This window comes from Pseudomonas sp. FA-1, from assembly GCF_056856075.1.
Genome location: NZ_JBWXTH010000005.1, coordinates 135,339 through 148,783, shown reverse-complemented (window position 1 = coordinate 148,783; position 13,445 = coordinate 135,339). Strand labels below are relative to the sequence as shown.

At 60.9% G+C, this 13,445-nt stretch carries 11 protein-coding genes; all 11 read right to left on the bottom strand.

The window, feature by feature from the left end:
* Nucleotides 1–333, bottom strand: a complete 333-nt coding sequence (gene fliE, locus AC1MHZ_RS11335) for a flagellar hook-basal body complex protein FliE (protein ID WP_084858234.1) — start codon at nt 331–333, stop codon at nt 1–3.
* A gap of 105 nt (nt 334–438) precedes the next feature.
* Nucleotides 439–1,812 carry a sigma-54-dependent transcriptional regulator gene (locus AC1MHZ_RS11330; RefSeq protein ID WP_482966365.1) on the bottom strand — a complete coding sequence of 458 codons (1,374 nt, stop codon included), beginning with the start codon at nt 1,810–1,812 and terminating at the stop codon, nt 439–441.
* The gene (locus tag AC1MHZ_RS11325) at nt 1,812–3,029 is read right to left on the bottom strand and encodes a sensor histidine kinase (RefSeq protein WP_482966364.1); all 1,218 of its coding nucleotides are present in this window, start codon (nt 3,027–3,029) and stop codon (nt 1,812–1,814) included. Before AC1MHZ_RS11325 ends, AC1MHZ_RS11330 begins: the two co-directional genes overlap by 1 nt.
* 213 nt (nt 3,030–3,242) lie before the next feature.
* Complete coding sequence (gene fleQ / locus AC1MHZ_RS11320) at nt 3,243–4,718, bottom strand: transcriptional regulator FleQ (RefSeq protein WP_084858237.1); 1,476 nt, start codon at nt 4,716–4,718, stop codon at nt 3,243–3,245.
* Nucleotides 4,719–4,886: 168 nt separating this feature from the next.
* The gene (gene fliT / locus AC1MHZ_RS11315; RefSeq protein ID WP_482966363.1) at nt 4,887–5,183 is read right to left on the bottom strand and encodes a flagellar protein FliT; all 297 of its coding nucleotides are present in this window, start codon (nt 5,181–5,183) and stop codon (nt 4,887–4,889) included.
* Between the two features lie 16 nt (nt 5,184–5,199).
* Complete coding sequence (gene fliS, locus AC1MHZ_RS11310; RefSeq protein WP_482966362.1) at nt 5,200–5,595, bottom strand: flagellar export chaperone FliS; 396 nt, start codon at nt 5,593–5,595, stop codon at nt 5,200–5,202.
* A 134-nt stretch (nt 5,596–5,729) separates the two neighbouring features.
* Nucleotides 5,730–7,145: a flagellar filament capping protein FliD gene (gene fliD, locus AC1MHZ_RS11305; protein WP_480460323.1), complete on the bottom strand. Its 1,416-nt coding sequence runs from the start codon at nt 7,143–7,145 to the stop codon at nt 5,730–5,732.
* A 79-nt stretch (nt 7,146–7,224) separates the two neighbouring features.
* On the bottom strand, nt 7,225–7,581 hold the full coding sequence (locus tag AC1MHZ_RS11300; protein WP_480460324.1) for a flagellar protein FlaG: 357 nt from the start codon (nt 7,579–7,581) through the stop codon (nt 7,225–7,227).
* 72 nt (nt 7,582–7,653) lie between these two features.
* Nucleotides 7,654–8,505: a flagellin domain-containing protein gene (locus AC1MHZ_RS11295; protein ID WP_480460325.1), complete on the bottom strand. Its 852-nt coding sequence runs from the start codon at nt 8,503–8,505 to the stop codon at nt 7,654–7,656.
* A 246-nt stretch (nt 8,506–8,751) separates the two neighbouring features.
* A complete protein-coding gene (locus AC1MHZ_RS11290) occupies nt 8,752–9,687 on the bottom strand; it encodes a ketoacyl-ACP synthase III (protein ID WP_482966361.1) in 936 nt (311 codons plus the stop codon).
* A gap of 211 nt (nt 9,688–9,898) precedes the next feature.
* The gene (locus AC1MHZ_RS11285; protein ID WP_482966360.1) at nt 9,899–13,435 is read right to left on the bottom strand and encodes a glycosyltransferase; all 3,537 of its coding nucleotides are present in this window, start codon (nt 13,433–13,435) and stop codon (nt 9,899–9,901) included.
* Nucleotides 13,436–13,445 lie beyond the last annotated feature (10 nt).

Here is a 13,445-nt window from a genome sequence, read left to right as displayed (position 1 = left end):
TCAAACCGGCATCTGCATGATGTCCTGGTACGCCTGGACCAGTTTGTTACGCACCTGGGTCAGGGCCTGGAACGATACGGAGGCTTTCTGCGAAGCGATCATCACGTCGGTCAGGTCGACACCGCTCTTGCCGATCTCGAAGGCGTTGGCCAGCTGGGTGGAGGCCTGTTGGGTCTCGTGCACCTTGCCGATGGCCTGGCCGAGCATGTCGGCGAAGCTGCTCTGGCCCGGGGCCAGCTCAGGCGCAGCCGCGACCTTGGGCTGGGACATGGCTTCGGCCTGCATGGCCCGCATGTCCAGCATCAGACGATTGAATTCAACACCTTGGGTCATGGATCTCTTCTCTCCGGCGGCCGCATTTTTTTGACGCTCATGCAGCGAATGGGCTGGAACTAGCAACAAGAGTGCCAGCCCTGCACGCAGCCCATGAAACACTCGTCAGCCGTACAGGCTGGCCTCGACGTCGAACCCGGCATCACGCATTTGCGCCAGCTTGTAGCGCAGGGTACGCGGGCTGATTCCCAGCCGTTCGGCGGCTTCCTTGCGTCGGCCTCGCTCGGCGCGCAGGGTGTCGATGATCATCTGGAATTCGTGGCGACGCATATCATCGCCCAGCCCGCCCGGCTCGGCAGGCGCCTCGTTCACGGCCTGCGTGGCAGCGTGCAGAGGCGCCGACAGGGGGATGACACCCGCCAGACAGAAATCCGCCGCCTCGATCAAGCCGCCCTGCTGCAGGATCAAGGCCCGCTGCAAGGCGTTGTCCAGCTCGCGCACGTTGCCCGGCCAGGCATACCCCTGCAGGCACGCGCGCGCCTCGGCCGACAAGCGCACCGGGGCATGTTTCATCTTCGCCACATGGCGTGCCAGCAGGCGTTCGGCCAACGGCAGGATATCGGCGCTGCGCTCGCGCAACGGTCGCCAGGCCAGCGGGAAGACTGACAAACGATAGTAGAGGTCTTCACGGAAGCGCCCGGCAGCCACCTCGCCTTCGAGGTCGCGGTTGGTGGTGGCCAGCACGCGGATATCCAGGGCGATCGGTTTGCGCCCACCCACCCGCTCGACCTCCCGCTCCTGCAGCACACGCAGGAGCTTGGCCTGCAGGCCAAGGGGCATTTCGGAAATCTCGTCGAGCAGCAAGGTACCGCCGTCGGCCTGCTCGAACTTGCCCGCCTGGGCGGCGATGGCACCGGTGAAGGCGCCCTTCTCGTGGCCGAACAGGGTCGCCTCGAGCATGTTGTCGGGGATCGCCGCGCAGTTGATCGCCACGAAGGGTTGCGCCGCACGGGTCGATTGCTGATGGATGTAACGCGCCAGGACTTCCTTGCCGGTGCCGGACTCGCCGGAGATCAGCACGGTGGAATCGCTGCGTGCCACCCGCGCCGCCAGCTCCAGCAACTGCCGGCTGGCCGGCTCGCAGGCCACCGGACCCTCTTCGCCCGCACCGCCCACGCGGCCGGCGGCGTGGCGCTCCACCAGGCTGATCAAGGCCTTGGGCTCGAACGGTTTGACCAGGTAGTCGACGGCACCTTGACGCATCGCCTCGACGGCCCGCTCCACGGCCGCATGGGCCGTCATCAGCAGCACCGGCAACTGCGGATGCAGGCAGCGCAGTTGCGCCAGCAACTGGTGCCCGTCCATGCCCGGCATGTTCACATCGCTGACCACCAGGCTGAATGCCTCGCCGGCAACGGCCTCGAGTGCCTCTTCGCCACTGCCCACGGCACGGTAGGCGAAACCGCCGATTTCCAGGGTATCGCCCAGCGCCTGGCGCAGGACGCGGTCGTCCTCCACCAGCAGGACCTTCACCGTCATTACACGACCTCCCGTGGCCGACCATCGATCAACGGCAACACTACTTGCACGCAAGTGCCGCGCCCGACCTTGGAGCGAATGCCCAGGTTGCCCTGGTGCGCACGCACCACAGCCTTGACCACTGCCAGGCCCAAGCCAGTGCCGGTGGCCTTTGTGGTGAGGAAGGGTTCACCCAGGCGAGCCAGCAAGTCAGCATCGATGCCGCAGCCGGCATCGCTGATGCACAGGTGCAAGGCCTGCTCGCGGCGATACAGGTGGGCCTTGAGGCGCGCCGGGCCCTGGCTGGCCTGTAGCGCATTCTCGATCAGGTTGAGCAAGGCACCGACCAAGGTGTCGCGGTTGCACAACAATTCACCCAGGTGGCTGTCGCACTGCCAGCGTACTGCATGCCCCTGGACATGGGGTTGGGCGGCCTGCTGCAAAGCCTGGAACAACGCCTTGGGGCTGATGCGATCGCTTAGCGGCAACTCGCCACGGGCAAACACCAGCATGTCACGGACCTGGTGCTCCAGCTCGTGCAAGCGTTCCTTGAGGTTGCCGGCAAAACGCTGGCGGGTTTCCCGTGGCAGGTCTTTCTCTTCATCAGCCAAGTGGCTGGCATAGAGCATTGCCGCCGACAATGGCGTGCGAATCTGATGGGCCAGGGAAGCGACCATGCGCCCCAAGGACGACAAACGCTCGTGACGTGCCAATTGGTCCTGCAGGCGACGGGTTTCAGTCAGGTCGTTGAGCAGCACCAGCTGCCCGGGCTCGGCGTCCAGGGAACGGGTGGCGATGGACAGGCGTCGACCGTCGCGCAGGGAGACTTCGTGACCGTCGTCCTTACGCGGCGCGAAGCTGCGCGCGATCACCTGGCGCCACAGCTGGCCCACCAGGGGCTCGCCCAGCAGTTCGCAGGCGGCGGGGTTGGCCTCGCACACATAGCCCTGGGCATCGATCACGATCACCCCGCCGGGCAGTAGGTCGAGCAGGTTCTGCAGCCGGTTGGCCAGGCGCTCCTTCTCGTCCAGCTCGGCCATGCGCTGGGCACTGACCACTGCCAGCTCGCCCTTGAGTTCGCTGACCCGCGCTTCGAGCAGGCTGTAGGACTCGTTGAGCTGGCTGGACACCTGGCTGAACAGGGCGAACGCCTGCTCCAGGCCCTGGCGGCTGGCCTGCTCGACCGGGCTGCGCCCGTGCGATTCGGAGGTTCGGGAGATGTGGGCGGCCTGGGGCATCGTGCTCTCTCGCGTGGCTGACCGTCATAAAACCGGTATGTTGCCAGCGGTGTAGCAATAGGCGTGCCGGGTATGCATCTCCCGGGACGCTCTGCTCTGCCCCTATCGCCGGCAAGCCGGCTCCCACAAGGTTCGGCGTGTTCGGCCTCTGTGGGAGCCGGCTTGCCGGCGATGGGCTGCAAAGCAGCCCCGATTGTGCAAAAGCAACAGGCGTCAACCTTCCGCCTGATCGTCCCCTTCTCGACGGCTCATGCCGTACTTGCGCATCTTCTCCACCAGCGTGGTGCGGCGGATACGCAGGCGCTCGGCGGCCCGCGCGACGATGCCGTTGGCGTCGTCCAATGCCTGCTGGATCAAGCCCTGCTCGAGATTGCCCAGGTAGTCCTTGAGGTCCAGCCCTTCAGGCGGCAGCATCGCGTGGCCAGTGAAGTTCGGTGCATGGCCATTGATCGCCGCACGCTCCTCAAGGTCGCTGCGCAGGCTGTCGACCAGCTGCTCGTCCTCGTCGTCGACGTAGCGGAATTTCTTCGGCAGCTCGGAAACCCCGATCACCCCGTACGGGTGCATGATCGCCATGCGCTCGACCAGGTTGGCCAGCTCACGCACGTTACCCGGCCAGCCATGGCGGCACAGGGACATGATCGAGGCCGAGTTGAAGCGGATCGAGCCGCGCTTCTCGTGCTCCATGCGCGAGATCAACTCGTTCATCAGCAGCGGGATGTCCTCGACCCGCTCACGCAGCGGCGCCATCTCGATGGGGAAGACATTCAGGCGGTAGTACAGGTCTTCGCGGAAGGTCCCTTCCTCGATCATGGTCTCGAGGTTCTTGTGGGTCGCCGCGATGATGCGCACATCGATGCTCTGGGTCTTGTTGCTGCCCACCCGCTCGAAGGTGCGCTCCTGCAGTACGCGCAGCAGCTTGACCTGCATCGGCAACGGCATGTCGCCGATCTCGTCGAGGAACAGGGTACCGCCGTTGGCCAGCTCGAAACGCCCGGCCCGGCTGGTGATCGCCCCGGTGAAGGCGCCCTTCTCGTGGCCGAACAGCTCGCTCTCGAGCAACTCGGCCGGGATCGCCCCACAGTTGACCGGCACGAACGGCGCCTCGCGGCGCTTGGAATGGTAGTGCAGGTTGCGCGCGACCACTTCCTTGCCGGTGCCGGACTCGCCGAGGATCAGCACGCTGGCATCGGTGTCCGCCACCTGCTGCATCATCTGCCGCACATGCTGGATGGCCCGGCTGGTCCCCACCAGGCTGCGGAACAAGTTCGGTTCGCGCTGGCGGCCGCGCTCGCGGGCCTGGTCGTACATCTCGCGGTAGACCTGGGCACGGTGCAGCGAATCGAGCAACTGGCTATAGCTCGGCGGCATCTCGAGGTTGAACAGCACGCGACGGCGCAGGTCTTCCGGGAACTCCGCAGAAGAAATTTCACCTAAAAGCAGAACCGGAAGGAACTCATCCCAGGTTGCCACTGTCTTAAGGAGCCCCAGTACACCGCCTGGAGCATTCACGGTCCCGATCAACACGCATAGTACGTCACGACTCGAAGACAAAGACTCTACCGCCTGCTGCCAATCTTGGCTGGAGCAGGAGAGGTTTTCTTCGCCTAGAAAATTCAGGACCACCGCCAGATCGCGGCGGCGTTCGCTGTCGTCATCGATCAGGAGGATCTTGGTTTCACGCCACATGCGTTAGCAACTTCCCTAGTCATTTCGACGCCCGAGGGCGTGCTCGACATCATTCCGACTGAAATGATTCAGTGCTCGGACGTCTGAATTTGCGAAAACAGTCACTAGTTAAGTCAAAAAACCGCGCACAGTCAAATTAATGGCGCGTGTTTTCTGCATTGCCCAGCGTCAGCTGAACAGATGGTATACCTTTGCGGCGTTTTGTGCCTGACGAATCTGTGTCATTTCATCGACCAGCGATTGACGTTCGCCACTTGCAATATCAATGAGTTGCCGATAGACCCCGAGCAGCTGCTCCAGACTACCCTTCACAGCGGCCTCATCGACCCGCGCCTCGGCCAGCACATCGTCGACACATACCCGGCATTCGAGGTCGAGCGCCCCGATTGCGTCCCAATCCCGACACGCCAATGCCGCCAGCAAGGCCTCACGGGTCTGCTCGATACGCTCGATCACCTGGCTCATCGCAACCTCCCAAAAATCAAACGGGCGCAACCTCTTCGCCGATCGCATCCCACCCTTCCTTGACGGTGATCAGCAGGCGCGCCACTTCGTCGATGATCGCCGGATCGTTCTGCACGTTGGCCTCGACCAACCGGCGGCTCATGTAGGTATACAGGCTATCCAGATCAGCCAGGCTGTCGCCGTGGTTTTCCAGGTCCAAGCCTTCGCGCAGGCCACCGATGATGTCGATGGCCTTGCCGATCAGGATGCCGCGCTGGGCAATGTCGTTACGCACCATGGCGCCCTTGGCCTGGGCCAGACGGTCGAGGCCGCCTTGCATGAGCATCTGCACCAGACGGTGCGGGCTGGCCTCGGAGGTCTGCGCCACACTATTGACTTTCTGGTACTGCCGAAGGGCCAACATCGGGTTCATGGATCTACCTCGTTGCAGCGAAAAGGTTGCGTATACCTGGGTATCGTCGGCTCGTCAAAAAACTTTAGCGCAGAAGCAGAAAAGCCCGGCGCATCAGGGGGACGCTGCCGGGCTTTTCATGCGATCAGGCCGAATCAAGACTTCTTGGCCTGGGCGTTGATCGCTTCGAAGATGGAGGTGATTTGCTCGGCTTGGGCTTTCATCTTGCCAAGAGCGGCATCCAGGGCCACGTATTTCTTGGTCAGCGACTCGGTCAGGGACTCGGTGCGTCGATCCAGGGCAGCTTGCTGATCGGCGAGGTTCTTGGCGGCCTTGTCGAGGTTGGCCTTGCGCGTCGCCAGGCTGCCATCAGTCGCGTTGTAGGGATCGATGGCCTTGTTCATGCGCTCGAAGATGCCATTGGTACCAGTGAACAGCTCCTGCACCTCAGGCCCCAGCTTCTTCTCATCCATGGCAGCAGTGAACTTGACGCTGTTGAACTCGAGCGTGCCGTCTTTTTGCGTATTGATACCCAGCTGGCTCAACGTGGTGAGCCTGTCTCCGGCCCCCACCTCGCTCAATACCTTGCGAATATCCCCAAGCAGCGAACGCGTAGTCGGGTCGTTGGTGAGCGGTCCCAGCACCAGCTTGTCATTTTCATCACGGCTGGTAGAGGTCAATGAAGTGATGGCTTTCTGCAAGGTATTGTAGGCGTCGACAAACCCTTGGACGGATTTCTTCAGCCCTTCGTTATCCGCCGACACCGTCAATGCTGTTGGTGTGGCAGTGCCATCGCTAGCCTTGGCACTGACACCGGTGAGCTCCAGCGTCATGCCACTGATGGCATTGCTTACCGTGTTGCTCGCACTTTTGATGGTCAGCCCATCGATGGTCAATTCGGCGTCTTGCGCCTTGGCAGTGATGTAGCCAGCTCCGCTTCCGGAAAGCTGGGTTGTGCCATCGATCTGCAGCTCCGGGATACCGCTCAGACTGATATCGGTATTGGCACCTGTGGTAGTCGAACTCAGCACGAGACGGGAACCGCCCTCCTCGTTGATGATGTTCGCAGAAATGCCATTGATGCCCATTTCCTTGTTGATCTGGTCACGCACGCTTTGCAGCGTCGCACCGGCCGCTACATTGAGATCGTACGTCTTGCCGCCCTGACTGATGGTAAGCGTGCCTTCGGAAATAGCGCTTGTGGCGCCACCGGCAAATTGCTGGCTCGCCACCTTGGAACTGGTGGCCATTTGCTTCACGACGATGTCATAGCTACCGGCAACCGCAGTATTGCTCGAGGTAACCTTGACCACCGCCTCATTGGCAGACTTGGCCGCATAGGCATTGAACGAGGGCGCATTGCGATCATTGAGTTTCTTCATGGCGTCCTGAAACGCCGTAAGGGCACTGCGTAGCGCACCGATACCCGAGATCATCGCACTGTTGTTGCTGGTCTGCCGGGTGATCTGAGCTTGCTTGGCGGCGGTATCGGCCCCGACCAAAGCTTTGACCATCGAACCGATGTCCAGACCAGAACCCAGACCCACACTGGAAGTAATCGGGCTTGCCATGCTGTTATCCCTCTCGCTGACGCGTCAGATCCTGCTCCTGCAAGCCTGACATGAAACTATGGTAACTGCCGGCCGCGGATCATGCCTTGGCTTCGAACAGAACACTTTTGACATCGCTCAGGCTGTGCGCGATCCGCAAGGCCTCTTCCGAGGGAATCTGTCGAATCAGCTCACCGCTTTCGCTGGCGATGACCTTGACCACGATCTTGCCGGACTCTTCGTCAGTCGAGAATTCCAGGTTACGTCGGGTCTCTTTCAAAAACTTTTCGATTTCGGCAACAGCGCTCTTGACCTCATCGACGCTCTGAGCCTCGATCGGATCGCGCTTGCCGCTTTCATCCTTGATTTCAGTCGACCGCACCATCGGCTTGTCGACAACCTGCTCGGCCGAACGTGCAGGGTGATAGGACAGGTTCAGCTTGACGCTCATGTCCATGTCTACTACCTCACAATGAAAAGGCGGGGAAGTGCACCAGATGCACTCCCCCGCCGACACCTGTCAGGCAGATTAGCCCAGCAGCTTCAGGACTGCCGATGGCAGCTGGTTGGCCTGGGCCAGAACCGACGTCGAAGCTTGCTGCAGGGTCTGCTGCTTGGTCAGCTGGGCAGTTTCAGCGGCGAAGTCGGTGTCCTGTACACGGCCACGAGCGGCTTCGGCGTTTTCGTTGATGTTCTGCAGGTTGTTGATGGTGCTGGTCAGACGGTTCTGCGAGGCACCCAGGTCGGCACGGGTGGTGTTGATCGCCTGCAGGGCGTCATCGATGGCCGAGATGGCCGCGCTGAAGTTGTTCTGGGCAGCAGTGGTATCAGCACCGGCGATGGTCTTGCCAGCCAGGCCCGACAGGCCACCAGTGGTGCTCATGGCCGAGCTCAGGCTGATGGTGATCTGGTTGTTGGTACCGTCGTTGGAACCGACCTGGAAAGTCATCACGCCAGCGGAACCATCCAGCAGGTTTTTGCCGTTGAGCTGGGTGCTGTTGGCGATACGGTCGATTTCCTGCAGCATCGACTGGAATTCTTTGTTCAGCGCGTCACGGTCGTTGGCGCTGTTGGAGTCGTTTCGGGACTGGACGGCCAGTTCACGCATACGCTGCAGAATGTTGGTCTGCTCTTGCATCGCACCTTCAGCGGTCTGGGCGATGGAGATACCGTCGTTGGCGTTCTTGATTGCCATGGTCTGGCCGCGGATCTGCGAGGTCATGCGGGTAGCGATCTGCAGGCCGGCAGCGTCGTCCTTGGCACTGTTGATCTTCAGGCCGGAGGACAGACGGGTCATCGAAGTGCTCAGTGCGTCGGAAGCACGGTTCAGGTTCTTCTGAACGCCCAGAGAGGTAGTGTTGGTGTTAACGGTCAAAGCCATGACGAATTCCTCGTTGGATTGGGTACTACGGCTTCCGGCCTTGGCAATTCGCCGGGGGTGTGGCCTAGAGAACCTTCGTAATGGTTATCGTCGAAAGGGCAGTTTGCTTTAGGGGCATTTTCGATTTTTTTTACTGGCATCCTGCCACCCCAAGCAAATCAAGGAGTTGACGCCAAAAAATCGCCAAATAAAAAACAAAAAAGCGCTGGCCTAACGGGCGAGCGCTTCTTTCCAGCATACCGTTCGTCAGTCGACACGCTCGATGATGGCCGACCCCCATGACAAGCCGACACCAAAACCACTAAGGGCAACGCGCTTGTGTTGCGAACCGATTACGTGCTTTTCCAGTAGCAGCGGAATGCTGGAGGAAACCGTATTACCGGTCTCGACCATGTCCTTGACGAACTTTTCCCGCTGCTGGCCTTCGTTGAAACGCACGGATACAGCGTCGACGATCGCCGCACTGCCTTGATGCAGGCAATACAGATCGATATCGTCGGCCTGCAGCTCGCTCGCCTGAAGCAGTTGCTGCAGGTGAGCCGGCACCTTGACCAAGGCAAAGTTGTAGACTTGGCGACCGTTCATGAAGAACTTGCCATCGGTGGTGCGAAGGTGCTCCGCCCCTGCCCCATCGCTGCCGAACAACGACTTGCCCAGCTGCCAGGCCGCACCATCGGCCATCCAGGTCGCCGTGGCAGCATCACCGAAAAGCATGGTGGTGTTGCGATCTTCGGGGTCGACGATCTTGGAGTATGGGTCGGCGGTGATGAGTAGGCCATTCTTCAGACCTGCCGCCTCCATGAAGCCCTTAAGGGCGTAGATGCCGTAAACGTAACCGGAACAGCCCAAGGAAATGTCGAATGCTGCAATGTGCGTCGGCAGCCCGAGCTTCTGCTGGACGATAGCCGCTGTGTGCGGCAACCCTTCGGCGTCACCGTTCTGAGTCACGACGATCACCGCATCGATAGAGGCCGGGTCAAGGGAGGGATTGGCCGCAAACAATGCATTGGCTGCTTCGACACACAGGTCGGAAGTCTCCTGGACAGGCGCCTTGCGCGGCAAGAACGTTGCACCGATCTTGCCGAAGATAAAGTCTTGATCCTTACCGAATTTCGCACCTTGGGCGTAGTTGTCGACACCTTCGACAGGTACGTAACTGGCGATGCTTTTGATGCCAATCATTGTGGCTTCCTGATGGAAATGGCGAAAATTCTCGGGCACCGGGCCGTAAACACAAGTTATTCGCGTTCCGCGCCGACGGAGCTGCCCGCTGACTCAATAGATTAGAGATGCACGTTTCGACTGCCAAGTCACGCGAAGACCAAGCGTCTCCATCGCGAGGCCGGCCGCCGTCCGAGCACCGAGACCGCGACCAGCTTCGTTGCGCCCCAGCTTACGCCAGCCAAGCTTGGCGCCATCGCTCAAGACTCTGGCCTTCGAGCAACCAGTCAGCCCGCACCGCCGCCTGCAAGGCATCCCCCAGCGCCGCCGAAGCGTCTAGGTCACTCAGATGCAAACGAATAGCCCTAATCCAATCCTGAGTCGAGTTTTCGACACGCGACAAAGGCAATACTTCACCTCCGGCAAAGCCCGGCACCCGACTGCAGATCACCGCATGCCCACAGGCCGCATGTTGCAGAACGCGTATGTCGCCGGAACAGGCATTGGCCAACGTATCCATCATCGGAACCAGGGCGATATCCAGGTTCAATGCAGCCAGGCCATCGGCAAAGTGTTCATAGCCGACCCTCGGATGCACCTCCTTGACCAGCGGCAGCAATGCCGGAGGACAATCCCCCATCACGATCCAATCGACCTCACCGGCCAGCAGCGGCACCACCTCGGCCAACAACCGCACATCCTTGTTCTCCAGCCAACCCAGTCGCGGCCTGGCACCGGCCCGACGTGCCCCTTGCACACGCCCCCAGCTCGCAGGCAGCAAGGGCTCAAGCACACGCACATCGTCATGCGCGCCTTGCAGAAGTTCAGCCAGGTGCGCACCAGCAACCAGAACCCTGTCGGCCTGCATGATCCCTCCAGCGACACGCTGAAGCAGCTCCCGAGCGCTTTGGTCGCCCGTGATCGCTGGTAGGAAAGGTTGCTGCAGGTCGTAGACCTTGAATGCTTGCGAGAACGCGCGCAAACGACGTAGGGCCAGCATTCCTGGCTCGTCCACCGGGCGATGCAGGATCACGCTCGAAGGGGCGAAGCGCTCGACTTCGACGGGCGACAGCAGGCTGGTGACAATCGCACCATCTAACTTCCCGGCCTTGCGCAAGGCCTGGAGAGGCTCGAGCAGGCGCACCTGGGCATTGACCGCGTCACTTGTGCAGGCCAGCACCGTAGGTACTCTTCCTTGCAAGGGACGCCAGCTCAACTCATTGGCCTGAATGACAAAACCTTCTGCCGGACGCAATGAGAAATTACTGTTGTAGGCAGGGTCATGCGCCAGCTGTGGCAGCCAGCGTGCATACAACGCGTCCTCCTCCTCAGAGGTGGCTGGCCGCGTGGCGGGACGATCGACAAGGACTCGCGCATGGGGCGTCCAGACATTCAAGTAACCTGACCGCTGCAGCTTCAGGCACAAATCCGCATCGACCCATTCGGCCAGCAGTGTATCGGCCTCGAAGCCGCCTACCTCCAGGAACGATGACCGCCGCACCACGAGGCACTCTCTGCCGACCGCAGAACAGTTCTGCTCAAGCCCGAGGCGCCCCATGTACCCTCCATCCTGGGGCCGCCGGCCTTCGAACGCCCGCCCAACCGTACCGCCCAAGCCAAGCACCAGCCCCGCTTGCCGCACAAGGCCATCCCCGTTCAGCAACATGCACCCCACGGCACCGACTTCCGGTCGTTGTGCATGATTGAGCAAGACCTGCAGCCAGTCGCCATCCAGCACAGCGCTATCGGCATCCAGCCAGGCCAGGAACTCGCCTCGAGCTTCCAGCGCAGCGGCATTGCACATAGCAGCTCTGGGCTGGCCTGGCATGAAGCGCATCACCTCGAAGCGGTCACCACCAGATACCTCGATCATGTCCAGCCACTGCATGTGCGCCGGGTCGTCGTTGCCTGGGTCGATCAGGACGATCTCATAATCGCCATGGGTCGTTTGTGCGAGCACGCTTTCAAGGCAGCGTTGAAGCTGGAGCAACGGCCCTTGCAGATAAATGAGGACGCTGGCCGAAGCCTGCCGCTCATGCGCATAGTCGATGCGGTAGCAGCCCGGCGCCCTGTCCAGCGCAATCGCCTGCGCCTGCATATATCCCCTGGAGCGCAGATGCGCCTCGATGACCGACTTTTCTTGGATGCACGGCCGCATCGGCAATTCATTGGCGATCAACAGAGGCTCGCTCAGGTGCCCGACGCAGTGCAGGCCTCGTGCCGTGACCAAGCGCAGCTGGTATTGCAGTTCGAAAGCCGCCCCACAACTCCCGTCGAAACCGTTATCAGCCAGTACTGACTCACGTCGGTACAACCAATGACGGGATAGTGCACCAGGAAACGCCAGCAGCAAATCAAGGTTCAGGTCTGGGCGCAACGCGGTATCGATACCCCCCTGGGGCAGGCGGATGGTTTCATCGCCATACAGCGCCAGACACTCGGTAGGGGTCTGTTGCAGTTCCAGCGCAGCCATCAGCAAGCCACTGGCCGTAAACTCCTCCCCCGCATTCACCAGCATCATCCAGTCACAGGAACTGCTCTGAAGCACTGAATTGACCGTCGCACCCACGGCCTCCGGATCGCACGCGACCCAGCTTACGCCGGCCAAACCCGGCTCCTCGCACCCAAGCACATGGACCTGCACATGCGAATATGCATTTCGCGCAAGGCTATCGAGCGTTCGTGCCAACGCTGCCCGGTCACCATCATCGCGTATCAAAATGGCGAATAGCGGTACGCTCGCCCTGGCCAGTTCCTCATTGATCAGCTGCAATTGTCGGGGCTGGGGATAGCGTTGGCGCAACCAACCGAGAACACCAAAGCGGTTGCCTATCGCCTCACGACAGGCAGCATCCTGAGTCTTGGCGATGAACACATCCAGTTGATTCCAGAAGGGGGCGGTACGTTCGACATAACGCTGCAGCGCGCCCTCGACGCCGGCACGAGCACGCTCGATCGCATCAGGCTGATCAAGCATGGCGAATCCGGCGCTACCGACAAAACTGGCGTCGAGGAACGCCTGGTCGATGCCGTGCCCTGGAATGAAAATGACCGGACATCCACACAGAATCGCGATCACACACGTCATGGACCACTCGTGCGTATACAGGACCTGCGCCTGCCGAAGCACATCGGCCAGCTCCGGCAATGTCAAGGCATTGGCCATGCTCAACAGACGGATATCCGCCGGCAGAAGGGCATAGTCGATCTGTTCCAGGGGGAAACGGTTCTGGTAGAGATAGCAGCCTTGGCGCTGGCTACCAGCAGGCGGCGCCGAGAAAAGATCGATATCGATGGTCGGCAGGCACAGCAGGTCACCCTCTGGGTGACCATGATGAGTGGCGATCAGCTGCCCAGAGTAGAACAACAGGTCACTCGGCGCGGCGTCCATGCTCTTGCCGTTGATAAAACCTTCGAAGTTCAACAGAAAGCGCGCCACCACCGAACAATTGAATGGGTTGCCGGCGGCGACCTCCGGATATACCGCGATCGGGACCTTGCCCTCCTGTACATGACGCTGGCTCGCCTGATCATTCAGCAACGGGGTCTTGAGGTCCGGATTCACCTCCCTGGCGCCACAGATGTACGCTTCGCGACCATTGAGGTTGAGCAGATGGCAAAGGTAGTGCAGCGAGGCAATACCCGAGGAGGTCTCCCGATAGTCGGGCGCCATGATGTAATACGGATGCTCTGGCTTGGCATACATCTGCCGAAGGCGCTTCATGGCCTGCTCGGAAGAGACCAAGTCAACCTGCGCACGATGGGACATCGGGTGAAAC